This window comes from Bradyrhizobium pachyrhizi (genome assembly GCF_001189245.1).
Classification (GTDB): domain Bacteria; phylum Pseudomonadota; class Alphaproteobacteria; order Rhizobiales; family Xanthobacteraceae; genus Bradyrhizobium; species Bradyrhizobium pachyrhizi.
Genome location: NZ_LFIQ01000052.1, coordinates 54,061 through 78,280, shown reverse-complemented (window position 1 = coordinate 78,280; position 24,220 = coordinate 54,061). Strand labels below are relative to the sequence as shown.

The window sequence follows — 24,220 nt, the reverse complement described above, 5'->3', positions numbered from 1 at the left end:
GCCGGCGCGCCGCGTGCGTAGCTCGCTAGGCGGTGCTGGGCGGCGCCGCCCGGGACCGCGCATGAGGACCGCCTCGACGAGGCTCAATTGCTCTGCGATAGCATCCGAGAGTGCGCTCCGCGATAGAGCGCCAGTCTTCCCGTTCGGCCAACCAGTTGCGTGTCTTCTCGCGCAACTCCAGCGGCCACGGACTGTGCGCAAACGATGCCAGGCGATCCGCGAGCCCTGATACATCTCCCACATGAAAATAGTGCGCGTCATTCAATCCGATCTCCAGGTGAGCAGGAATGTCACTGGCCACCACGGGCAAACCGAAGCTCAAAGCTTCCAGCAGCGCGATCGGCAAGCCTTCGTGCGAGGATGGCAAAACGAAAATGCCTGCGTGGGCGTATAGCTCCCGCAGTGCGAGCCCGCACTGGAAGCCCGCCATGATCACCCCAGCGGTCGCTCCAGCGCGTGCCGCAAGCATCTCCGTATACGCGTCGGGATGCTCGGAGGCGCCGACGAACACGAGCTTCCATCCGGTGAGTCTGGCATCGGCAAAGGCCTGAATCAGGTCGGTGTGCCGCTTCTCTGGCACCAGCCGACCCACCATCAACACATATCGTCCCGGCGTAAGCCCAAGCTTGTCCAGCACCGAAGTGCTTTTCGGTACGTCGGGCAAGGTGACGCCGTTTGGAATGAGGTCCGAATTCAGGCCGTACTTTTCCCGCACCAGCTTTCGGATGGTCTGGGAGATGACGATGCGGCCGTCGGAAAATCGCATGCCCCAGGCCTCGCCGGCGCGCAGGGCCATCCTGGCCAATCGGCCCCACTTCTCGCGTTCGTAATCCGGCCCGTGGTGCGTCACGACAACATGCAGTCCCAGCAAGCGCGCGAGTGGCGCCATCAAGGCCGGTCCGATGGCCTGGATGTGCAACACGTCCGGCCGCTGCCATGCAGCGACAAGCACTCCGAGGAATGAATGGACGATTGTCTCAAGACCCGAGGTCTTCGGACACCATACCCGCTGGTAACGTACGCCCTGCCACTCGTCGCCGCGATCAGGCGGCATATAGGAGGAACGAACGATCACCTCGACATCGCAGCCCAGTTCCTTGAGATGGGGGCACAGGTGCTCCGCGTGAACTTCCACTCCTCCCTGCACATTGGGAAACCCGCGCAAGCCAAGCATGATCACCCGCAGTACCAGATGATCCGCACTCACTGCACCCTCCTTCTGTCCAATCAGTTATTTAGGAATTCCTTGAGCGGGTATCGGGCGTCGACCGTCTCTCTCCCGCGCACCAACCGTGCCTTTTGCTTTTCGTTGAGGAATGACGTTCGCTGGACGTGCGGAGTAGGCGCGACGTTGGAATAATCGATGTATTGATCGAAACAGATCGGCCGGCCGAGCTCGACCTTCAGCTTATTCTTCAGCACCCAGATGAGCGGACCCATCTTCGGTGCCTGCGGAATCAGCGTTGAGCGCATTGCCGTGCGCGCGGTCGTCACCATCCAGCAGTTTTGTTGGCAAGCGTGAACCTTGGCGACGGAGTTCTTGGCCGTGTCACTGGCCATGATCTCGCTCCAGGATTGGCGCGCCAAATTGCCCAGCGGCAGGTCCGACCGCACGTTGCAGGCCCACACATCGGACCACGGGTCGATGAATGCGAAATCCGTCCCCGCGCTGCAGCGGATCAACCGCGGGTGGCCGAGGATCTTTTCGATCAAGCCCAAATTCAGGTAGGCGCGAAACCAGTTCTTCGGCTTGTTGCTCTTGAGCATCGCAGTGATAAGCCCTTCGACTTGCCGGGCCACCGCGACACGTTCATAGAAATAATTGTCGTTCTTGTAGAACTGCCACGCGTTGTGCAGCGTCGAGGTCGCAAGTTCGAACCCCATCGAACGCGCCAGTTCATAGGTTCGAACGAGCTGGGCCACATTCTCGTCCTGGATGACGAAGGCGAATCCCAGGTCCTGCCCACCTGCCTCCTGCAGCATGCGAAGTCCGGCGACCTTCGTGGCGTAGCCGTCCTTCTCGCCGCGGATGCAGTCGCTGGTGGTCGCGTCACCCTCGAGGCTGAAACGAACCTTTATCTTCGGGTGCTTCTTGACGATGGGCAGGAGACGCTCGGGATGCAGGCCGTTCGAGCTGATCTCTATGATCCGGGCCTTGGGGTGGAGCAGGTCCACCATCTCGGCCAGATCCTTCCGCAGGGTCGGCTCTCCGCCGGAGATATTGAGATTGTCGAACCCCGCAGGAAGTTTCGCCAGGGTCTCGAGCGTGACCTCTTCCTTTGGATCGGTCGGATTCTTCCAGATGTAACACATCTGGCATCTCGAGTTGCAACGAAACGTGGAGATTACGGTGAGGTCCATTTGCAATCCTCAATGCGATGAAGGCCGCTCGCTCACCAGTGATCGGTAGACGGCCATCAGCTCGGTGTTATGCTTCTCGAGAGAGAAGTCCGCCTCGACGCGGCTTCTTCCTGCTGCTCCCATGCCTGCACGGCGTGTGGCGTCGTTCATCAGGCAATCGAGGTGATGACGAAGCTCGTCCGTATTGCCGGGTTCAAACAAAAGCCCCGTCACACGATCGTCCACGAGCTCCGGAATGCCGCCGACGCGGGTCGCTACGACCGCCTTGCCATAGGCCATCGCCTCCAGCACCGACATCGGGCAGTTCTCGCACCACTCCGAAGGCACAACCACCACGGAAGCCTCGGCGATCGTCTCGTTTAAAGTCTCGCCGGAAAGCTGGCCCGCGAAACGCACATTCCGGGTGAACTGCGCCTTCAAACTATCCGCCAGCGGGCCGGATCCTGCGACGACGAGAGGCCACCGGAAGTCCGCTGCTTCGTGGGCGCGCAACAGCGTCTCCGCACCCTTTCCCGGCGCGAGCCGGCCGCAATAGAGCACGTATCCCTTGTCCCGATCGCTCGCCGAAATGCCGCTGACATCCACGCCGTTGTAGAGCACCTGGACCCGGTCCGCGGCGAACCGAGGCAGCACCGACTCCCGCATGAACTGGCTCGGCGCGAGGAAGCGATCCACCTTCTCGTAGCTGCCAAACCAGCGCTGAATGACCGCTTCCATGTAAAGCGTGGCGCTCTGTGCGATCGAGCCGTCAGCGCAACGGTGCATCAGCACGTGATGGAAATCGCCGGCGAGACACGATGAACATAATTGGTCCTCTCGCATGCGGGTGTGCACCGGACACACCGGCTTCGAATCGTGCAGGGTCAGCACGACCGGAATCCCGCGCGACTTGGCGACGCCGACAATCGACGGGGTCAGCTGATGATAGATGTTGTGGCAGTGCATCAGGTCCGGTCGGGTCTCCTCGATCAGGGATGCCAGCTTGCTCACGGCTTCGCGCGAGTGAATCAATGAGAGCGCGCTCTTGATCTTGGCGAGACGGCCGCCGGTCCGGTATTCCTGGCGAGATACGAAGTGATTTGCGTAGCGGGATTCGATGTTCCGCTCGTGCTGCATCGCGAAGTCAATGACGTCCGCCCCGCTGCTCGTCAGGAACATTCTTTCCTGAAGCAGCACTGCCTCTGCGCCACCGTTGTTGAACAGAAACTTATTGGCGAGCAGTACTTTCATAAAGGCCCTCGACACGCGCATCACGAACGCCGGCATCACCAGTGGCCGGTGCACTCTGTGTCTGACGAAAAGCTACCGTGAAAGCAGTTCGATGCAGGCGGCGCATTCAGAGTGGAGGCGATGAAATCTGGGGTACCCAGTAGTGAGTACCAGCGCCGTGGTTGCCAGAGCGGTGCGGTTTGTCGATAAATGGAGGGGTGTTTCCCGTCGGAAACACTGCTGCGTTCACGAGGGCTATTTGAGATGAGCATGGGCAGATCGCGCACGCAATCACATGGGCACCGAAGACGCTTGGTCGGCTTGCGCGCAATCAACCTGTCCGGTGGTGATTTCGCGTGAAGCGACTTCTCAGCCGAACGATATTCCATGCGGCTAGTTGGGCGGGACTCGCGCCTGCTTTACGCAAGGTATTTGCCGGCAGGGCCGCCATCCTGATGTTCCATGAGATTCAGTCGGACTGGCGCTCGGAGCTGAAGACCGGTGCATCGCCTGATTTCTTTGAATACACCCTGAAGTGGCTGCGCCAGCAGGGATGGGAGATTGTCAGTCTCGATGCATGTCTCGAGCGGCTGGCGGTGGATCCTGAACCCCGCCGCTATGCGGTGCTTACCTTCGACGACGGCTACAAGGACAACGTCACGACGGCATTGCCGATCCTTGAGCGAAATAATGCGCCCTTCACCGTATATGTTCCAACGGGTGCGGTGACGCGGACGCTGCAACCGTGGTGGCTGGGCTTGCGGGACCTATTCCGCTCGAGAGACAGTCTTGCGATCGACGCAATGAACATGCGATTCAGCTGTCGCGATTTTGACGAGAAGGTATCGGCCCTGGAGAAGGTGAGCAACTGGGTCCATGAAGATTACCAACGAGTCGAGATGCTCGCCCCTACGTTCAGCAAGGCCGATCTGTCGCTGGAGGCCTTGAACGACGCCTATTTCATCAATGAGCGCGAGCTTCAGGTCCTGGCACGACACCCCCTGGCCACGATTGGCGGACACACGGAATCGCATCCAGCGCTCGCGTACCTGAATGCAGCTTCAGCGCGTGCCGAAATGGCGGGTAACCGCACCTATCTTGAGAGACTGCTTCAGCGCCCGGTTCGGCACGTCGCTTTTCCCTACGGCAACTCCAGGGCATGCGGTGATCGAGAACAACATCTCGCGGTGGAGGTCGGTTTTTCGACCGCAGTCACAACTCGGCATGGACAGATATCTGATCGCAAGCTGAATCCTTTTGGGCTCCCCCGCATCGCGGTCGGAGGGCCATCCGACGGGAGAATTCCGTTCGAGGGGCGAATGAATGGCGTGCAGTCGGCGGTCCAGATGCTGTTCGGCGGCAGCAATTGATATTGTGCATTCTGATCGCATCGAAGAGCCGAGTGCACGCGAATTCTGGCTCGGGCACGCGAAGTAGGTTGAGCCGCCTGCGATCCCGTGCGCCAGGATCGGCCTCCGACGGCACCCGACACGATCATGCCTGGCTGGCGATTCCTGATATCCAGCGGTGGAAGCCGGATCCGGGTGGGCAGGTCGCGAAATTGTAGCCGATTTTGGGGTTCACTTTCAGGCGATCCAGTGTGCCGAGGTCACCGACCTTCGTGACCGACCCGTCTGCAGCAAGAGCAAACACCGGAAGTCCGAGTGCCTCGAACACGTACCTCGTGGTCGCGTGGCTGCGATCCTGGCCATGATCTTCGTAGATGATCAGCGTGTCGCGCTTCAGAACCTGCCGAGCGCCCTTCAGGGCCGCAACCTCCTGGCCCTCGACGTCGAGCTTGATAACGAGCCGATCGCTGTCGGTCAGCTGCTGGTCCCTTGCCAACGCATCGATCGTTATCGATATGACGGGTTCGGTGTGTGACGGACGGCTGCTCTGCGACGTTACGATGTGCCGGGCCGAATGAGGTCCGTCGTCGGAGAAGAACAGGCTGCGCCCGTCGTACTCGAACAATGCCCTTCGGCAGATCTCGAAGCGCCGATCATTCGCGTCACGGTTCTGCTCGAGAATTGCAAGCGTCTCCCGTGAAGCCTCGACGGCAATCGCGCGCTTGCGACCCAGCATTTCCGACGTGACGAGAACGGACCAGTATCCGATGTTTGCACCGCAATCGAAGAACGTATAGTCGGTATCCTTCAGCCGCAGCAGAAGCGTCGCTATGTCCGGCTCGTAGGTCATACCGGGCTGGCCGATGAAGAACGCATTCCAGTAAACGTCGTTCAGCTCGAAGTACAAGCGGCTACCGTCGGCGAAATGGACGCAAGACAGCTGGGAATGCAGAAGCGGCTTGACCGCCCGCATGGCAAGTCCCATACCGCGCCCGGTACTCCGCGCAACAACGGTGTGCAGAAGCTTCACCAGCCCCATGGAAAGCCGGCTTCCTGACACCTCGTATTCGAATGTAGACCGGTCCATCAGGTACCGCCTCCCGCGCGTAAATCCAATTGCAGCAGTCGCGTCCTCGGATGACAGCGAACGCATTCAACTATCTCCCCAATTCATGTACGTGTGTCCCGACTGCCGCGAACAGGCTGCAGGTCAAGAATGGTGCCGCCGGCTTCTGGCCGTATTGCCTCGCTACGGGGTTCGGATGCTCCTCGCCTCGTTGCGCGCCTAACCAACGCGCGGAGCGCCGTGGTGGCGGTGATATCGATCCCTTCCGCCGAATAAATGTAGGCCGCAGTCCACACCCTGGTTGCGATGCCCGCGCAGGAGCCCGCAATCGCTGCTCCTATCGTCCCGAAGGCCCAAGTCGCGCCAATCATGGCCAGGATTCCCGTCACCCAAGTGATCACCACGATGTGCATCGCGGCCCGCTGATGGCCTGTCATATTCAGGGCGATGGGGCCGATCCCGAAATATGTCGACACCAGCATGCCGGTTGCCAGGACCATCAGGACGCTGTAGGCGCGGGTGAAAGTCGCTCCGAACGCCATCAGCGCGAGGTCGCCGCCAAGCGCCAACGTCGCAACGCAGCCGAGGACCGCGACAAACGCAGCCAATGACGCTCCCGACGTGACGCGCGTGATTTCCGCATGACGATTCTCATCGAACAGACGTGCGATGAGGGGCGCCGCGGGAATACAGAAGGTCGCCAGGAAGAAATCAAGAAGGAGCGCGATCCGGCTGGCGGCGTAGTAATATCCTCCGGCTTCCGGGCCGACCATGACCGTGATGACGATGAGGTCGACCGTGCCGCCCATGATGCTCGTGACGCTGGTTACCCAGAACGGTCCCGAAGTGGAAAGGGTGTCGCGAAGCCGGTCATTCGATCGCCCCACCGCCATGGTGAATACCTTACACCCCTCCGCGAGATGCCGCAGGTAGATGTTCTGGGTAGCGATCAACACGATCAGGATTCCAGTCGCAATCAGCAGAACGTCTTCAGCCGGTAGCGGATGGCCATACGTCGCGAAGAGAACGGCGCCCAACAATATGATGAGAAATCGCCACAACACATCCTTCGACACGAGTGCGAGATTGACGGAGCCGAGCGCGCGCCCCAGCGAGCTCTGCATTTCGATCAAGGACAACGGCAATATCAGAAGCACGCTCGTGGCATATTGCCAGCCTCCGAATATTCCGTCGCGGCCGTGAGCGGCGACGAACGGAAGCAGGGCGAGTACGGTCACGGCAACGCTGCCCAGACATGCCACGCGAACCCGCTTCGAGACAATCGAGCCGATCTCCGGGTAGTTTTTCCGGGCGGCGATGCTTGGTATTTCCCGCAACACGCGAAATTGCTGACCTATAAGGCCGACCGTGGAGGCGACGAGCGCGAACGTCATCAACGACATGAGCGCACCGTATTCCTCTATGTTCATCATCCGCGCAAAGCTTACGCCGAAGAGGAGGGAGACGACGGCGCCCGAGCATCGGTATGTCAAAGCCAGCCATGACTGCCGGAAGACATTGCTGAACATGGTCGCGGGTCCGCCGGACGGTCGAGTAAAGCTCGTCATTGCTCAAGCCAACGTTGGTGGACGCCACGCGGCGCCCAGTAATTGTGATCGAGCTCTTGCCCGGAATTCCCGGTTCGGCGCACCTCGTGGGCGGAGGAGCGGACTGCGCGGAGGCTGAGCGTTCAAATGTTACACATTGTCAAATCGGCACATTGTCGCAGGGTCGAATATAACCCCGCGGCTGCGGAGAGCGTTCGGCCCTTCTGGATTACCCACTCCGGTGACCGCAACGAGAAACATGCTGCCTTCATCGCGATGAAGGCGGTTCGCCGACGAGCATTGTTCGACGCGTGATGTACGGGGCGTTTCAATCGAGCTTGCGGTATCGCGATCGGGAGCCAATTCATGCGACTATAAGTCAGGATTGGCCTCCTTGTAGGTGTGTTGTTTCTCGACCTTGAACGAACCATCGAAATGGGGCTTCACGCCGTTCGCCTTGAGCCCCTGGACGACTCCAGTTCCTCCGGATGCGGTGGCTGCAGACCTGCGCGCGGGCGCGCGTTCCCGGTCCGACCTGTCGCGCAGCAATCCTATTCCAATCCCCAGAAGCATGCCGCCGAGGATCGCTGATCCAAGTATCAAGCGGGCGTTCGGCGAGCTGGCCGTGTAGGGATGAGACACTCCGGTGAGCAGACGAGCCTCAAACACCGGCGCGGATTGCTGCTGCATGGCGTCCATGTAACGCAACATCCGGAGGAAATTGTCATACGTTTTGGCGGCGGCATCCGCCGTGGCTTCCAGTGCACGGAGTTCGTCTTGCGTTCCGGTCGATTGCGATGAGAGCGGACCTGCGTCGGCGGCGTTCGCGGGAGCCGCGACGCCATTCCTGGCCCTGTTGTATTCCGCTACGGCCTTTTTGGCAGTCGACGCCTGGCTGCTCAGTTCGTTGACACGTTCCTTGACCCATTTCTCGTTTTGCAGACCCCATTTGTATTTTGCGTCCATTTGCGTCGTGATGTAGGTCTCTACGACGGTGTCCAGGACCTGCGCGGCCCGTTCGGGGTCGGCGGAGCTGAAGGCGAGATCGACTATGTAGGTGAGGCCGGCGCGCTTCACCGAGAGCTTGCGCGCGAATGCTTCCATTGCATCACGCGTGACGACATCCGTGTCCTGTCTGCTCCAACCGAGCAGCCGTGATGTCGACCGACTGAGGCGGTGCAGGGCGCCGCCGGAGAATTCCGGATCCCCCGCCAAACCGAGCTTCGCGATCGCCGCGCGAGCGACGCTCTCGGACCTCAGGATTGCGACCTGACTTTCGACGGCCGTCGTTGCCGACGCCGTGTCGTTGGAAGAAGTCGTCTTGGCGTCGACGATGAGTTGCGCGGTTGCCGTAAACGTCGGAACTGCGACAACGAGATAGAGCAAGCCGGCGCCAAACATTAAGAAACACGTCAGCAGTATGATCGAGAGGCGGCGGCGCAAAAAGGCGAGAACCTCCGCCACGAATTCGGCCGGCGAACCAAATTCAGGCGGCATCGTGTCCTGAGGTGCCGAATTGTCAGTTCTGTGAGTTTGCAGCATTTGTCTCGAACCTGCACTTAATGGTGGCCTACCGAAGCCTCCGCCGATCAAACGGGAACGGGATCGACTGCAATGCCCTTGCGATCTTGCTGTACAGACTACATGCAGCGGTCGTCATCGCATTAGAAGGCATTCCAATAGACCTTTCTGGAGAAGAGGGTCATGACGATGATCTTGAGATCGAGGAGGAATGACCAATTGTCGATGTAATACAGGTCATGCTCGACACGACGTTGCATCTTCTCCAGGGTGTCGGTTTCGCCGCGATAGCCGTTGACCTGTGCCCAGCCGGTAATGCCGGGCTTGACGTTGTGGCGGCGGGAGAATGACGAAATCAGCCGGGCGAAGCTCTCGTTCTGCGAAGTCGCGTGCGGACGAGGCCCGACGAGTGACATGTCGCCAACCAGCACGTTGAAGAGCTGTGGAAGCTCATCGATATTGGTGTGGCGCATGAAGCGTCCCAACCGGGTCACGCGTGGATCGTGTCTGGTCACCTGCTTGAAATTGTCGCCGTCCTCCGTCACGGTCATCGATCTGAATTTCAACACGCGAATAGTCTCGTTGTTGTAGCCGTGCCGCGTCTGACGAAATAGCACCGGCCCGGGGGAATCGAGCTTGATTGCGATCGGAAGGATGACGAAGAGGGGACTGATTATGACAAGTCCGGCAATTGCGGCCGCGATGTCGAAGGCTCGTTTTATCGCCCGGTGGAACGGCGTCAGGGGAGACTGGAAGATGCGCATCGTCACCATGTTGCCGAATTGCGTGATGCGCGACACGGCCATGAGGTCGATTGCACCGACCGGGACGACGTGAACGTCAACCGGGAGCTCTGACAGGGCGCCGGCGAGCGCGAGGGCCGCCCGAACATCCGACTCCGAAGTCAGAATGACAATGTCATCCGCTCGCAGGGGACGGCACACTGCGATCAGTTCGCGGACATGGGATAGCACTTCGACCGCCCCGAAATGCTCCGATGCAGAAGAGCCCTTGCGAAAGGTCGGCAACTCGAACGAGCGAATGGTCCGGATTCCGGTGGCGCTTACTCGTGCGGAAAAATCCAGGCAGTGGCTCGGTTCACCTATGAGGATGACGCGCCTGGCGTCGATCAGTCCGGATGCGATGGCAGGTTGCAGCAACGAGAAGCATATTGCCCGCGCGAAGAGCACCATGACGATAACGCTTGCCGCCTGGGCCATCACGGTGGCGCGCGAGTAGCCGTCCGAGATCTTGAGAAGAAATATCGTTGAAATGAAGAAGGAGAATACGAAGAAGACGGCGCTGACGCCGCTCCACAGGAAGATGTGCCGGGGCTGCGTCTGGATCCGCGAATACTGCTGGAGCCCAACGGAAACGAGCAGCTGCAACGTGGCAATCAGAAGAGATTCCAGGATGTATTTGGGAGTGTCCGGATAGTCGAGGGCAAGGACCAGCCGATAATAGAGGACGGCAGCGGCAAAAGCCCCAACGGCTACGAGGAGGAACTCGGCGCCTGCCGCCAGTACCAGCAAGGCGGCCAATCTGTTCTTGCCAAGGTCAGCCGCAATTGCCTTGCGGCCAGTGACCGAATGCGCCGAACGCTCGGTAGGGGCCGGCGAATTGGTGAAAAACGCATAACTCACCGGTTACTCCCAGGCAGTCCGTCAAGCAGTCCGTCCCCCTACAAAAACAATAGCATTCGGGTCAGGAGGCGGATTGGCAATAAATGGGTAGCCGGGAGTAACTACGATGGTCAGTTGAGCCGAGGCGCTGCGGGATTAGATTGTCGATCAATCCGTGAGACCGAGCCATCGAGCACGCCATGCCGAACGCCAAGCTGCGTAATTTCTTCCATCTTGACAACCGTCGCGGTCAACCAGGTCGTTGCGTCAGGTGGGGCCTGGTGGCTGTTGGCCTGACGATTTCCGCGCAGGCGAAAGCCGAATATCGAGTGAGCGTCGGAGATGTTCTGGAGGTCGCTGTGGCAGGCGTACCGGAGTTGCGGCAGCGCGCGCCTGTCCAGGTCGATGGCAATATCTCGTTGCCGCTGGTCGGGATGGTCCCGGTCGCCGGCCTGCCGTTGCAAGAGATTCGGGCCAAGGTCGGGGCCGCAATGACGAGCAAGGTCTTTCGACAGAGGACTGTGGACGGCCGCGAGGTCGTGGTCGTCATAGATGCAGATCAGGTCACGGCGATCGTGGCGGAGTACAGGCCTGTTTACGTCAACGGGGACGTGTCGAAGCCGGGGGAGTACCCTTATCGTCCGGCGAGCACCGCGCGCCAGCTCATCGCCATGGCGGGTGGCTACGACATCATGCATATCAGGATGAACAACCCGTATCTCGAGTCAGCCGACCTGAGAAGCGAGTATGGATCGCTCTGGACAGAACTCGCCAAGGAACAGGCGCGGATGTGGCGCATCAAGAGCGAACTCGGGGAAGGGACGCAGATCAATCCAAGCGCTTCTCTTGCCGACCTGCCGATAGCTCGGTCGGCGGTTTCGGAAATCGTCAATGCGGAAGCCGAATATCTGAAGACGAAGCAGAATGACTATCAGCAGGAAAAGGCGTACTTGCAGCGCAGCGTTCGGCAGGGAGACGACGAGGTCCGCGTGCTGTCGGAGCAGCAAAAGAAAGATGAAGAAGGACTTCAGTCCGACGTCGAGGATCTTCAGAAAGCGACCGACCTGTTCGGCAAGGGATCGTTGATCAGCCCTCGCGTGACGGATGCGCGTCGCGCGGTTCTGCTGTCGGCAACCCGGAGGCTGCAGACCTCTGCGCAATTGCTCCAGGTCAAGAAACTGCAGGACGAGTACGCCAGACGGTTGGTCAAGCTCGACGATCAGCGGAAGCTTGATCTGTTCCGTGAGCTGCAAGAGACCAGCTTAAAGCTCAATCAGATTCGCGAGAAACTGCAGAGCGTCGGTGAGAAGCTTCAGTACACTTCGATGGTTCGATCGCAGCTCGCACGGGGATCCGGCAGCAAGCCAGATATTGCTATTATTAGAAAGAGCGAGAAAGGACCTGAACGGGTTGTCGTGAACGAGGATGCCGAGTTGCAGCCGGGTGACACCATCGAGGTCTCTCTGCGATACCAGGATGGTCCCGACGCGGCACCTCGAAAGCTAAGCAGTTCAAACGTTCCGGTCGTGATAGGCCGGACCGACGTGACCGCGGCAGACTCGCGGCGCGACAGCAGGTGACAAAGCCGGAAGCGGCATAGTGGTCGGGATTGGCACGTCGAGCGAAATGAGGAATTTGCGCCCCCGTCGATCGCATGAAGCGCCCGGTCAGCCCGCATCAGGGGCCATTTGGAATTGGAAGACACGAGCAGCCATGGAGTTTGATGCCGCTCATCCGCATATTTTATCGCCTATGCGACGGTGCCGCCGCTTAGGCATAGGCAATTCCGCTTGATATGAGCCTTGAATATTTTGTGACCTTTACCGTTCTCGATCCGCTGTTCCGCTTCGCTGCGATCTGAATTCACAGAAGGGGCAACCTCCTTGTGCGGCTTCGTTGGCATCTTTGGATTTAAAGAATCGCTTGAGTCGGCGCGCAGCCGGGCGCTCGAGATGGCCAAGACGGTCAGGCACCGCGGGCCAGACTGGAGCGGCATTTATTCCAGCGACGGCGCAGTGCTCGCGCACGAGCGCCTTTCCATCGTCGACGTGGAGCACGGCGCTCAACCCCTTCTCGACGTGACCGCGGGTCGCGCTTTGGCCGTGAACGGAGAGATCTACAATCATGTCGGCTTGCGCGAGGCGCTGAAGCTGCCGCACGCATGGAAAACGAAGTCCGATTGCGAAATCATCCTGTATCTCTACGACGAGTACGGCCCTGCCGTGTGCAATATGCTGAGTGGCATTTTTGCATTTGCCCTCTTCGATGAGCGCAGTGGCGATTTCTTCGTCGCCCGAGACCACATCGGCATTGTTCCGCTTTACATCGGTTGGGGCAGCGACGGCACGACTTACGTCGCGAGCGAAATGAAAGCTCTCGATGGCGTATGCGAGACGATCCGGGAGTTTCCTCCGGGGCATCATTACAGCGCCAAAGCCGGAAAGTTCGTCAAGTGGTATGATCCACAGTGGGCACATACTCTTCCAAACAGGAAGGTGTCCCTGCAGGAGCTCCGAACGTCGCTCGAAGCTGCGGTCAAGCAGCAAATGATGTGCGATGTGCCTTACGGGGTGCTTATTTCCGGCGGGCTCGACTCGTCGCTTATCGCGGCGCTCGCAGCGCGCCACCGCTTCAAGCGGATCGAGTCGGGGGAAACCGAAGAAGCATGGTGGCCGAGGCTGCACTCGTTCTCCGTCGGCCTCGAAAACTCACCCGACATGAAGCATGCGCGAGACGTGGCGGCTCACATCGGCACGGTCCATCATGAGATTGTTTTTACCGTGCAGGAAGGATTGGACGCATTGCCGGACGTGATCCGGCACCTGGAGACCTTTGACGTCACCACCATCCGTGCCGGCACGCCGATGTATCTCATGGCGCGCAAAATCAAATCAATGGGCATCAAAATGGTGTTGTCCGGAGAAGGCGCTGACGAGGTATTCGGCGGCTATCTCTACTTCCACATGGCGCCGTCGGCAGAAGAATTCCACGAGGAGACGGTCCGAAAGATCTTTGCACTCAGCAAGTATGATTGCTGTCGCGCGAACAAGGCAATGGCGGCTTGGGGGGTCGAAGCCCGGGTGCCCTTCCTGGACAAGGAATTCCTGGACTACGCAATGTCGATCAACCCGGCCGAGAAAATGTGCCCTGGCGAGAAGATGGAGAAGGGCATATTGCGGGAAGCATTTACCGATCTGTTGCCGCAAGCGATCTTGTGGCGTCAAAAAGAGCAGTTTTCCGACGGGGTAGGATATAGCTGGATTGAAAGCTTGAAGCATCATGCCGAGAACAAGGTCTCGGATCAGATGCTCACAGAGGCGAGCAAGCGCTTTCCGCGGCAAACGCCGACGTCCAAGGAAGGCTATTTCTACCGGACCATCTTTGACAACATTTTCAACAACCCGACAGCCTGCCTGACTGTGCCCGTCGGTCCTTCGATCGCATGCTCCACGCCGACGGCATTTCTCTGGTCTCAGCAATTTGCGAGCATGAATGACCCATCTGGAAGGGCCGTGAAAGGGATCCACGTTCAGGCCATTGATCATGTTCGATCGGCTGGAAACCTCGGCAGTCCGATTCCGTTGGCTGGTGTTCGGCGGCAATGACGCCTACCGGGCTTTAGGGGTGAATCCGGGCGCGCCGTAGGCCGCGTCGATCGCCGCGAGCGGCCCGGATGCCGAGGTCATCCACGCCCGGCCCGCCGCACGAAGGGCCGGCACCCTGCCTTCCTATAGCTGACGTCAGAGCGACGCCTCAACGCCGCGTCAGGATCATGACATCGACGCGACCACCTCAAGCATCACCTCCGTCGCGCCGCCGGCGATGGAGAGGACGCGGGCGTCACGCGCTACGCGCTCGATCGCGCTCTCGCGCATAACGCCCATGGCGCCGTGGAACTGCACGCAATCATACGCGACCTCGTTGACGAGTTCGCCGCAGATGGCCTTCAACATCGAGATCTCGCGCAGGCAATCGTCATCGGCCGCCATGCGCCAAGCGGTGGCATAGAGAAACCCGCGGCTTGCCTCCACTTTCGCAGAAAGCATCGCGAGCCGCTGACGGATCGCCTGCATGTCCCAAAGGACGCCCCCGAATGCTCGGCGGGTTTTCACGTAGGTGAGGGTCATGTCGATCGCTGCCTCGGCCATCCCTATCGCCATGGCGGCGAGGACGAGGCGCTCGTTCTGCAAGTTGCGCATGATTGAGTAGAAGCCTTGTCCCTCCGCGCCGAGCACGTTCTCGGCGGGGATGCGGCAACCGTCGAAGACAAGTTCCGCCGTGTCGGAGGAGCGCCAGCCGAGCTTGTCCAGTTCGCGCGCGACGCTGAAGCCTGGCGTTCCCTTCTCGACGAGGAACATCGTGATCCCGTTGCTTCCTGCCGAGGGATCAGTCTTGGCTGCGACGCAGTAGAGATCCGCGTGGACACCGTTTGTGATGTAGAGCTTGGTGCCGTCGAGCACGTAAGAGTCGCCATCTCGCACCGCGCGTGTGCGGATGGCTTTCACGTCCGAGCCCGCATCCGGCTCCGTAATGGCGATCGCGGTGATCACCTCGCCGTCGATAATGCCCGGCATCCAGCGGGCCCGCTGGGCTTTGGTCCCGTCGTGAAAGACGTACGAGGAAGCCATGTCGGCATGGACGAGCATCGCGTCGGCGGCGCCGCCATAGGTCGAGCGCCCGAGTTCCTCGGCGAACACCGTTGACGCGACAGAGTCCATTTCGGCGCCACCATACTCAGCCGGGTAGCGGATGCCGAAGAAACCGAGTTCGCCCATGCGGCGCAGGATCGAACGGGGAATGAACCCGTTCTCTTCCCAGTGATCCGCGCAGGGCTTGATTTCCTCCTTGACGAACCGGCGGACCTGGTCCCGTAAGAGCTCATACTCCGCCGCCATCCAAGGCAGCTCCGGCTCTCGCGCCGCCTTCCAAGCTTTGTCCATCATCTTCATCCGATCTGCTATGAGCCTGACTCAAAGGCTCCTGTCCCGCCCAAGACCAGGAGACCTTCCGGCTAGAGTTCGACCTCCTCTCTCGGTCCCTCCGAGAGGGAAGGGGCATTGGAATCGGCCACCCAGCGCATTCCGTCGATAACTTCCGCCAGTTCGGCCAGTGTCGGCCGCTCAAAGAGGTTGCGAAGCTGCACGTCGACGCCGAAGATCTTTCGCATGCGCGACACCGCCCGCACCACCAGCAGCGACTCCCCGCCCAGTTCGAAGAAGTTGTCGTGGCGTCCGATCGACTCGAGCTTCAGGAGTTGACACCATAGCGCAGCCAGCGTCTTCTCGGTCTCTGTCGAGGGGGCGACGAAGACCTGCGCCGGCTGGATGTTTTCCGCCGTCGGCTCGGGAAGCGATGAGCGGTCGATCTTGCCGTTGGACGTGAGCGGCATCCGCTCCAGGCGAACGTAGTGCGTGGGAATCATGGACTCCAGCAGTTCTTCGGCGAGGTGCGCGCGCAGGTCCGCCACGGTCAGAGGTTTCGACGCGACATAGTAGGCCACAAGTCGTGCGATGCCGTCCTCGAGCGTCGACGGTTCGCCATGGCCGATCTGGGCCGTTTTTTGTGTCGCTGCTTTCGTCATCGAGGTGGCGACGGCGCATTCGTGAACGTCCGGGTGTTTGAGAAGCCGTGCTTCGATCTCGCCGAGCTCGATACGGGTGCCACCGACCTTCACCTGATGATCGGCGCGGCCGAGAAATTCCAGGCGTCCTTCCGAGTTCCAGCGGGCGAGATCGCCCGTTTTATAGAGCCGCAGCTTCGAGCGCCCATCTCGGGGATCGGCGACCGTGCGGAAGCGCTCGTCGGTCAGATCGGGGCGATTGAAATAGCCTCTCGCGAGACCGTCGCCGGCAATGAACATCTCACCGATGATCCCGGGGCCGGTGGGCTGATATTCTTTGCTGAGGACGTAGATTCCCGCATTCGCGGCCGGAACACCGATTGGCACCGATGCGGATTGATCCCGGTCGGTGTCGAAGCGGTGAATCATGCAGCCCACCGTGGCTTCGGTTGGTCCATACTCGTTGTAGATCTCGATAGGATGGGGAATAGCGTTGGTGATATCGCGAGCCAGCGCGGCCTTGAAGTCCTCACCGCCCACGATGAATTTGCGCAGTCTTGTGGTCTCAAGATTGCGGTCGCGGATCATCGCGAGATGTGCCGGCGTCAGCTTGATGATATCCACTGCATTGTCGTCGATCACCTTGAGCGCGACCATGCTCTGCACTCCGGGATCGCCAAGATAGACCACGATGCGGCCGCCGGTGATGAGTGGCGTAAAGAGCGTTGTGACCGTCAGGTCAAATGCGAGGGATGAGAAAAGGGGCCATGCGAGACTTTCGCCGGAGCTGTACACCCGGGCGGCCCACCAGATGTAGTTCACCAGGCTCCGGTGCTCGATCTCGACGCCCTTGGGAGTGCCGGTCGAGCCGGAGGTGAAGATGATATAGGCGGCGCCGTCCGGCGTCGCAGCGGACGGTCGGGCCGAGGCCGGTTGATTCGATATCGAATCGAAATCGGCGTCGAGCACGAAAATGTCGGCAAGGTTCGAGGCAATGCCCGAACGCAGGCGCGACTGGGTGATCGCCACGGGAGGGCTCCCGTCGGTCCCGTTGGAAATGTCCTGCAGGATTGTTGTGATCCGCCCCTTCGGCGTTGCCGCATCCACCGGCACATAGGCTGCGCCGGACTTCAGCACGCCCAGGATCGCCACGACGACTTCAATGGAGTGCTCCATGAAGACAACGGCAATCCGGCCTGGGCCCACGCCGGTCGAGCTCAAATACGCGGCCATCTGGTTGGAGCGTTCGTCGAGCTGCCGGTAGGTCAGCGTTGCATCGCCAAAGCGGATCGCTTCAGCGTCAGGACTACGTGTCGTCTGGTCGCGGAAGAGATCGATGATCGTCCTGTCCGACGGATAGCGTGCTGCCGTCGCGTTGTAATCGACAACCAGCGCCTGATGATCGGAATCCTTCAGCAGGGGAAGCGCTACGCCCTCCGGCGCGATAGGTAGGACTTCGTTCATGAAATACGCTCCCGTCGGGAAAACCAAAAAAGAAAATCACGTCAATCGTTCAGCTTCTGGGTTGCCTGGCGATAGAGGTTCGCGATGGCAGGTGCGTCAGGTTCCATCAGCATCGAGGCTTCGTTGCAGTCATCGGGCCCGAAGTAAAATTCGGCATGCGGCACTACCCGTAGCCATCGGTGTGGCGCGGCGCCCGATCGCAGCCAGGCTTTGTTGGGAAGGATTATGCAAACCCGACCCGAATACGGAGTGGGAATGTACCGCTGAAAGGCCGCGATCGCCGTCGATTTGAGCAGAGCCCTGCTCGCCAACACCGGGTCTGTCGCAACAGGCTCATTGCTCTTGCCAACGAGGGGTACGAGGGCGCGGACGTGCTCGCGCAGGCGACTGCCGAAATATCGGAGACGGGCGCCGAATGTCGGCAGCTTCGCTGTCTCATGCAGGAACGATTCCGCCTTGCCCCTGGCGATAAAATACAGCCGGCGCGGCCATTCCCCATAGGTGGTGGGGTGAAGCGGGCCAAACAGCGCAACGCACGAGACCTCGGATTCGCGCTGTCCCAGGATTTTCGCCAGTTCAAAAGCTGTTGGAGCGCCCGAGCAATAGCCGGCGATGATGTACGGACCGGTCGGCTGATATTCGACGATCTGGCGGGCGAAGTACTCGGCGATATCTTCGACGCGGTCCATCGGCTCGCTCTGCCCATCGAAGCCAGGCGGCTGGAGGGCGTAGAACGGTTGATCGCCGCCCAGGTGCTTCGAGAGGTCCAGGAATGAGGACGGTGCCCCGACATGACCGGGTACGGCGTAAATGGGCGTGCGTGTGCCGCGAGACTGCAACGGAATGATTGCAGGCGGTTGCGTGGCCGCGGCCGTGGCCATGTTCAGAAACGCGATGATCTCGCCCTTCCGACCCTGCAACTGATCGCGAAGCTCCGCCGTCAGCGCGCCGGCCGGGGCGTTGCAGCGCAGCCGGTCGCCATCCACCCAGACCTTGATGTCCTTGACCGCGAGGTCTGCAAGCAGCTCCGAAAACTGCATCACGTGCGCTGACATCGGGCTTTTCATCGATGAAGCTGACATTTCCTGTTCCGTGCACCATCGCGGCAATTTCGACTTCGGATGACAGTTCACTTCCGGACGACCACGCTCCCAACATATCCAGGTTGCGGTACGAAGCTTCGGACAGCCCAATCCCTTTCATCCCAGGAAATCGGCTGTCCCAAACCGCACCCCAGCGCCTTGGAGACAGCCTCCAGCCGGGTCCAGCGCTGGAGGAAGCCTTCCAGCCGGTCTTCCGGATCGAGGGCGGCGTAGGACTCGTATTCGGAGGTGGACAGGCAGAGCGCTGCGATCTCGTCCGCCTCGGGCACAGGGAGAACCGCCTCGATGTCCACCCCGACCTCTTGCCTGATCGAGAGGGCGATGACCGCTACTTCTCCGGATCGCGAGACGCTGAAGCGCACGTCGCGGGCGGGCATGCGGCGGGAGAGGTGGGGTTTGCCCAGCCGGCCATATTCCAGCTCGATCTCCGAGGGCAAAATTCCCAGCCTGGAAGCGAGGACTTGGCGCAGTTGCCCGCGGCTAACAATAAAGCGGCGGCGGTCGCGCTCCAATCTCAATCCCGCGGCGCGCCGATGTTCTTCCTCGTTGAGGTAGGCGCTTAGCTCCCGGATGACGTCCCGCTCCACATGGAGCATGAATGCCAGGACCTCCAGACCATCATGCTCGAGAACCGGCGCGACGATCCCGGGTCTCAGCACGACTGCTTTGTCCAAAAAGCTCGACGCGGCGGTGCCGGCTCCGCGAGCCCCGCGTTCAAGTCTGCGATAGCCTGGCCCGTCAAAGGAACGACTATTTTCCCACTCGCTTTGTTCACAGGCACCTGTGCGAAAAGCCATCACAACTTGCTTTCTATTAGCCTCGATCCGGAGTGTGCCGCCGGTAGGTTGCGAACGGTATTGCGATGGGCATTCGAGCGGACTGCTGATTGAAATTTTAATCGCGCACCGCCATGGCTCAATGGACCATCGTAATTACCCATTTTTTGCCAGTTCCCATCCGGTGACCCGGATGAGTGACGCGGTGGCAAACCGCCGCGTCCTTCCGCCAAAAGCGCAAGCGGGGGAATATTCCTAGGGGAATTGGACCGCTAGACGGTCAATGGATGCAGTCCAGGCGTAAGCGCCTGGACCGGCCGGCAGTCAAAAAGGGAGGCTGCACCGACATGGCCACATCGCCGACCCGGACGTTGGTTCTCGCCAAGGAGCCCAAACCGATCGGTTAGGAACCAGTCCCGAATACGGAATACAGAGCCGCGGTCTTCTTTGGAAGATTCGTGGCAATGGTTCGTAGCATCCGCTTGGCACTGCGGAGCTTGGCCTCGATGTGGCGCTCTGGACTGTCTCTGCCTACAGCGATCCACGTCATGGCTTGCTCCCTGTTGGCCAGATGGGACTTGTGCCCGCCGCCACCGGCCAGGAAATCGTAGCCGCTTTCCCCGCGTGCAATGCTGTCCTCAATAGCCAGCACATGGCTGACGAGCCCGGGCTTGAGCCGGCTATCGCTCTCATAGAGAAAGCCGCTCTGGTAGTTCAGGACACGCCCGTCGTGCACGAAATTGTACACGACCCCAATTGTCTCGTTCCCGACCAGCGTCCGTGAGATGCGAACGGCCCCCGTGGGGACTCCCCGCGCAATGAGCTCCTCGTGAAACGGACGGAAGCCGGGATTGACGAAGGCTCCCCTGCGTCCCCATCGCGACCGATGAAAGTCGCTCAGCAAATCGAACGCGGCGAGGGCCTCCGTCGTTGTTTCCATGATCCGAAATTCAACGGGGCCGCGTTCCGCATACAACCGCATGGCGCGGTTCACGGCCTGGCGCGTACTGCGGCCCAATGTGGCGCGATAGTCCCCCCCTCGCTGGTGGACTGGGGCAAAATCAACCCACAATGCCGCGTCAGCCTGTTTCACCTCGGTCACGAGCCCGGCCCGGCCTGCGGCGCGACTGGCGGTCGCCTCAAGGTCCGGATCAATTCCGGAGAGCACCAACTGATCCGAGCGGCGCAAGCGGGACGTCAACGCATTGAGACCTGCCGATATGATGGCATCGGATTGCTCTGCAAGGATACCGTTGTACTCGATGAACAATCGGTCGAAACGAGTATCTCCCGTTTCATTGAGCAGCCAACGTGTCCGTGCATACGGCCCGAGACTCCACGCTTTCCGTCGGCAAACAACCGCCAGGCCAACGATCTTGCCTGATGACCGGGCCACGAGGACGTGTGGTTGCGCGCCCTTCGGGATGTGCCGTAGCCAAGTGCCGATCCAGAGCCAGGACAAGAAGAACGAGTGAGTTACTCGCGCTTCGAGCTCTTTCCATGAGGTTTCAAGCCACGCAATGCTCTCCAGGGCATCCAGGCTGACATCGGTAACCGTCTCAGGCATGCTTTCCCGTTCCAACGCCAGAGGACCGAACGCGCGCTGCGACGGGAAGACCGAAGGACCAGGCCGCAATGCTCGCGCAAAATCCGATGCAAGGTCCGATGATGGGGGGCTGGTCACACACAGGCATCCCTCTGGCGGACACGTCGTGGTTGGGCATCTCTGACCGTTGTCTCGGCGGAGGTCGATAACGGATATTATATCCGGAATTCGATCGAGGTGCGGACCCTTTCTGATTACCCACGGTAGCTGCTTGTGCCAGCGCTGCAACTGTGCCGAGGTGAAGCTGCGATCGACCGGGTTCGAGGCGGGTGCAGCGCGCTCCTGCCTTCGGCGTCCGACGGCCTCGATCCTCCGCCCGCTCATCGGGGCGTGTCATGGCTGACGTCCGATTTCTCACGTGGCGCTCGATCCCGAGGCGAGTTTTTCAAATCTCCGCCGCAGGTGATCCACGAGCAGTTCCGCACCGATCAACAGGCAGCCGGGATGTCCGCCAGGCACCTGTATCAATTCCAGTTGAGAGCTGAGATGCCGCCACGCTCGGCCATCGTGGTCGGCCGCGTAAAAGGCCACCGGGATCTCGAGCGGCGCCGGACAATACCGCGCCATTGCGATTGAATGAGCGTCCCACAACGCCGTTGGAATCTCGACCTTGGCGATCGCAGTCCGCCCGTTCGCCGGGAGCTTCAAATATCGCTCCAGTCTCACCATTTGCTCGAAGGTCCAACGCAAGAGATAGGGGGAAACCAGCGGCTTCAGCAGCCCCAGGATCGCCCGCGGCATTGGACGGGCACTGACAGTCGGCGGGTCCACCATCGTAACCAAATCAACCGTGTGGCCGGCAGCCATCAGCTGGCGGGCCACTTCGAACGCCACCATGGCGCCATTGCACTTGCCGCCCAGAAGAAAGGGACCGCTCGCTTGCCTTGCCAGGATGAACGGCAGGCGGTCGGCGGCCATCGCCTCGATCGAGCCCGGAATCGGCTCGCCATGAAGACCGTGGGGATTGATCGAGATGATCGGATAATCCGGCCCCAGAAGCTCTACCACCCGCCGCACGCTCGCGTGGCCGCTGACAAGGTCGCCGTTGAAAAAGTACAGCGGAGACCGCGTGCCAGGCGCATGGGGCTGGAAGAACGGCGTCGTCCACGTGTCCGTTGGTACGGAAACCCTTGCGGCAAATTGCCGGACGGTTTCTGCCCCGAACATGATGGTTTCCGGCACGGGATAGCCGACAAGCCGCTCGACCTCGATCAGCATCTCCATGGCGAGAAGGGAGTCTCCGCCGCTGGCAAAGAAATCATCGTCAACGGTCACGGCCTCGTTCTTGAGCAGCCTGCGCCAGAGGGTCAGCAACTCGGCTTCCAAATTCAACGGCCCGTTCGCGACGGGCTCCGGCATCGTCGCCTGGTGCCCCCGTGGCCGGTCGACCAGCTCGCGCAGACGTCGCCGCTGAACCTTTCCCGTCACCCCCTTCGGCAGATGGTCGAGCGTCAGAATACGTCTCGGAATCTTGAACGAGGCCAGCTCGCGTTGCAGGAACAGCCGAAGCTCCGCAGCGCTCGCCTGCGCGCCGCGATGAAGGACGATGGCGACTGCGACGTCCTCGCCCAGGCGCGGATGCGAGATCGCGAAGGCCGCAGCCTCGGCGATCGCCGAATGTCGCAACAGCGCGGCTTCGATCTCGGCGGGAGAAATCTTCTCACCGCCGCGATTGATCAGCTCGCTCAGGCGGCCGTGCAGCGAAAGGAAGCCGTCTTCGTCGAGGCTGCCGATATCGCCGGTCTGAAACCAACCCTTCGTGAAAGCGGCTTGATTGAGTCCCGGCGCATCGAGATAGCCCGACGTCACGGTCGGTCCACGAATCCAGATCTCTCCGCGCTCGCCGGCTGCCAAGGGATGTCCATCCTCGCCAACGATCGCCACAGTATCGGGCCAGGGTCTTCCGCAGGTGCCGGGCCTGTTCGGACCGGGCGGCAGCTGGTTGGCGGCGATTTGGGCCGCCTCGCTGGAGCCGTAATGCTCCAGCACCGGCACGCCGAGAGCGTGTTGCAGGCCGTCCTGCACGGCTCTCGGGAGCGGCGCGCCGCCCGACATCGCGAACCGCAGAGTGTGCGCAGCCTGTGCATTCTCGAGGCCCTGCGCCTTGTCCAGCACCGCGGTGTGAAGCGCAGGGCCTGCCGAGTACCAGGTCGGCCGCAGGACATCGAACCACTCATCGAGTGCGACGACGGCACTGTTCGCCGGGATGGCAATGCTGCCTCCGGTCAGCAACGGCGTGAAGATCGTCACTTTGAGCCCATGGGAATAGTAGGGGGGCGACACGCTCAGGCATCGGTCCCGGGACGTGAGGCCGAACCAGGCCTGAAGGCGTTCGGCTGCCGCCAGCATATTGTCATGACTGAACGGAATGAGCTTCGGCTGCGCGGTCGTGCCCGACGTCTGCAGAATGAAGGCGGGGGAGCGCGGATCCGGCTCGGCGTCGATGGCAGGGGAGCCGGCAACTTGCACGGCGATCTCGAGTCCAAGCTGGCCCTGTCCGACCGGAGCGGCTTCTATGATGGCAAGCGTTCTGCGGGCCGCGGCTTGGCGAGCTTCAGGGGCACTGCCCTGCAGCACAACGAGCGCGCTCAGGTTCAGCATGTCGAGACGCTGCTCGATTTCAGGCTGGGAGAGGCGTGGGTCGAGAGGAACCGCGATGGTACAGCAGGCGACAGCCACGATGGCGAGAACCGCCTCCGGGCCGTTCGGCATCAGGACCCCGATCCGGGTATTGCAATCGAATCCGGCCAAGCGCAGCTGCCGGCGGAATGCGTTCAACTGGCGTTCAAGACCGTTGTATGTCAGGGGCTCGAAAGCGCTCGAGACGATCGCCGGCTGGTTCGGAAACTGACTGGCAGTTCGACCGATGACCTGGCCTATTGTGAGCCGGGCTTCCGGCTCCCCACGGTCGCGAGCGCGGAAGCTCTCGGAACACATGGTGGCGCCAGTCGTCTCGTTGTCCAGAAGCATTCCGTCCTACCTTGAACCGAAAGTCGGTTCACAGGACGATAGCCCGCAGTTCCCGAAGATGCCTTG

16 protein-coding genes are annotated in these 24,220 nt (G+C 60.7%); 3 read left to right on the top strand and 13 right to left on the bottom strand.

The window, feature by feature from the left end; genetic code table 11:
* Positions 1–25: 25 nt before the first annotated feature.
* From AKL29_RS09875 to AKL29_RS09865, 3 genes are read right to left on the bottom strand one after another with little or no spacing between them, the layout of a single operon-like run.
* Complete coding sequence (locus AKL29_RS09875) at positions 26–1,207, bottom strand: glycosyltransferase family 4 protein (protein WP_244481880.1); 1,182 nt, start codon at positions 1,205–1,207, stop codon at positions 26–28.
* Between the two features lie 20 nt (positions 1,208–1,227).
* On the bottom strand, positions 1,228–2,361 hold the full coding sequence (locus AKL29_RS09870) for a radical SAM protein (RefSeq protein ID WP_050384007.1): 1,134 nt from the start codon (positions 2,359–2,361) through the stop codon (positions 1,228–1,230).
* Positions 2,362–2,370: 9 nt separating this feature from the next.
* Complete coding sequence (locus AKL29_RS09865) at positions 2,371–3,591, bottom strand: glycosyltransferase family 4 protein (protein WP_050384064.1); 1,221 nt, start codon at positions 3,589–3,591, stop codon at positions 2,371–2,373.
* A gap of 335 nt (positions 3,592–3,926) precedes the next feature.
* Here AKL29_RS09865 and AKL29_RS09860 point away from each other — a divergent pair, with 335 nt between their 5' ends.
* The gene (locus tag AKL29_RS09860) at positions 3,927–4,940 is read left to right on the top strand and encodes a polysaccharide deacetylase family protein (RefSeq protein ID WP_244481878.1); all 1,014 of its coding nucleotides are present in this window, start codon (positions 3,927–3,929) and stop codon (positions 4,938–4,940) included.
* 124 nt (positions 4,941–5,064) lie between these two features.
* Here the strand turns inward: AKL29_RS09860 and AKL29_RS09855 are convergent, their stop codons facing one another.
* The 4 genes from AKL29_RS09855 to AKL29_RS09840 form a co-directional block, all read right to left on the bottom strand.
* A complete protein-coding gene (locus AKL29_RS09855) occupies positions 5,065–6,072 on the bottom strand; it encodes an FkbM family methyltransferase (protein ID WP_244481877.1) in 1,008 nt (335 codons plus the stop codon).
* Between the two features lie 17 nt (positions 6,073–6,089).
* Entirely contained in the window at positions 6,090–7,514 is a 1,425-nt protein-coding gene (locus AKL29_RS09850) for an oligosaccharide flippase family protein (protein ID WP_028335233.1), read from the bottom strand.
* A 390-nt stretch (positions 7,515–7,904) separates the two neighbouring features.
* Positions 7,905–9,029, bottom strand: coding sequence for a Wzz/FepE/Etk N-terminal domain-containing protein (locus AKL29_RS09845; protein ID WP_050384062.1), 1,125 nt, complete (start codon positions 9,027–9,029; stop codon positions 7,905–7,907).
* 167 nt (positions 9,030–9,196) lie between these two features.
* Positions 9,197–10,696 carry an undecaprenyl-phosphate glucose phosphotransferase gene (locus tag AKL29_RS09840; RefSeq protein WP_050384005.1) on the bottom strand — a complete coding sequence of 500 codons (1,500 nt, stop codon included), beginning with the start codon at positions 10,694–10,696 and terminating at the stop codon, positions 9,197–9,199.
* Between the two features lie 179 nt (positions 10,697–10,875).
* On the opposite strand from AKL29_RS09840, the gene AKL29_RS09835 reads away from it, so the two are divergent.
* Together AKL29_RS09835 and asnB are read left to right on the top strand one after the other, a co-directional pair.
* Positions 10,876–12,255: a polysaccharide biosynthesis/export family protein gene (locus tag AKL29_RS09835; RefSeq protein WP_038377630.1), complete on the top strand. Its 1,380-nt coding sequence runs from the start codon at positions 10,876–10,878 to the stop codon at positions 12,253–12,255.
* A gap of 303 nt (positions 12,256–12,558) precedes the next feature.
* A complete protein-coding gene (asnB, locus tag AKL29_RS09830; RefSeq protein WP_050384004.1) occupies positions 12,559–14,280 on the top strand; it encodes an asparagine synthase B in 1,722 nt (573 codons plus the stop codon).
* 165 nt (positions 14,281–14,445) lie between these two features.
* Here the strand turns inward: asnB and AKL29_RS09825 are convergent, their stop codons facing one another.
* From AKL29_RS09825 to AKL29_RS09800, 6 genes are all read right to left on the bottom strand, one after another.
* A complete protein-coding gene (locus AKL29_RS09825) occupies positions 14,446–15,624 on the bottom strand; it encodes an acyl-CoA dehydrogenase family protein (RefSeq protein ID WP_152977496.1) in 1,179 nt (392 codons plus the stop codon).
* Positions 15,625–15,686: 62 nt separating this feature from the next.
* Positions 15,687–17,699 (bottom strand): non-ribosomal peptide synthetase, encoded by a 2,013-nt coding sequence (locus AKL29_RS09820; protein ID WP_050384003.1) that lies wholly within the window; start codon positions 17,697–17,699, stop codon positions 15,687–15,689.
* A gap of 41 nt (positions 17,700–17,740) precedes the next feature.
* Positions 17,741–18,781: a thioesterase domain-containing protein gene (locus tag AKL29_RS09815; protein ID WP_244481876.1), complete on the bottom strand. Its 1,041-nt coding sequence runs from the start codon at positions 18,779–18,781 to the stop codon at positions 17,741–17,743.
* Between the two features lie 47 nt (positions 18,782–18,828).
* A complete protein-coding gene (locus tag AKL29_RS09810) occupies positions 18,829–19,599 on the bottom strand; it encodes a 4'-phosphopantetheinyl transferase family protein (RefSeq protein WP_080667130.1) in 771 nt (256 codons plus the stop codon).
* A 382-nt stretch (positions 19,600–19,981) separates the two neighbouring features.
* Positions 19,982–21,145, bottom strand: coding sequence for a GNAT family N-acetyltransferase (locus tag AKL29_RS09805; RefSeq protein WP_050384001.1), 1,164 nt, complete (start codon positions 21,143–21,145; stop codon positions 19,982–19,984).
* A gap of 393 nt (positions 21,146–21,538) precedes the next feature.
* Positions 21,539–24,154, bottom strand: a complete 2,616-nt coding sequence (locus AKL29_RS09800) for an AMP-binding protein (RefSeq protein WP_082190531.1) — start codon at positions 24,152–24,154, stop codon at positions 21,539–21,541.
* Between the last annotated feature and the right edge of the window lie 66 nt (positions 24,155–24,220).

Excerpts from the sequence above, each read along its gene's own strand:
- AKL29_RS09805 (WP_050384001.1), bottom strand. The coding sequence starts at position 21,145 with ATGCCTGAGACGGTTACCGATGTCAGCCTGGATGCCCTGGAGAGCATT.
- AKL29_RS09845 (WP_050384062.1), bottom strand. The coding sequence starts at position 9,029 with ATGCCGCCTGAATTTGGTTCGCCGGCCGAATTCGTGGCGGAGGTTCTC.
- AKL29_RS09815 (WP_244481876.1), bottom strand. The coding sequence starts at position 18,781 with ATGTCAGCTTCATCGATGAAAAGCCCGATGTCAGCGCACGTGATGCAG.
- AKL29_RS09825 (WP_152977496.1), bottom strand. The coding sequence starts at position 15,624 with ATGAAGATGATGGACAAAGCTTGGAAGGCGGCGCGAGAGCCGGAGCTG.
- AKL29_RS09800 (WP_082190531.1), bottom strand. The coding sequence starts at position 24,154 with ATGCTTCTGGACAACGAGACGACTGGCGCCACCATGTGTTCCGAGAGC.
- AKL29_RS09820 (WP_050384003.1), bottom strand. The coding sequence starts at position 17,699 with ATGAACGAAGTCCTACCTATCGCGCCGGAGGGCGTAGCGCTTCCCCTG.
- AKL29_RS09850 (WP_028335233.1), bottom strand. The coding sequence starts at position 7,514 with ATGTTCAGCAATGTCTTCCGGCAGTCATGGCTGGCTTTGACATACCGA.
- AKL29_RS09810 (WP_080667130.1), bottom strand. The coding sequence starts at position 19,599 with ATGGCTTTTCGCACAGGTGCCTGTGAACAAAGCGAGTGGGAAAATAGT.
- AKL29_RS09870 (WP_050384007.1), bottom strand. The coding sequence starts at position 2,361 with ATGGACCTCACCGTAATCTCCACGTTTCGTTGCAACTCGAGATGCCAG.
- AKL29_RS09855 (WP_244481877.1), bottom strand. The coding sequence starts at position 6,072 with ATGCGTTCGCTGTCATCCGAGGACGCGACTGCTGCAATTGGATTTACG.
- AKL29_RS09835 (WP_038377630.1), top strand. The coding sequence starts at position 10,876 with ATGCCGAACGCCAAGCTGCGTAATTTCTTCCATCTTGACAACCGTCGC.
- AKL29_RS09865 (WP_050384064.1), bottom strand. The coding sequence starts at position 3,591 with ATGAAAGTACTGCTCGCCAATAAGTTTCTGTTCAACAACGGTGGCGCA.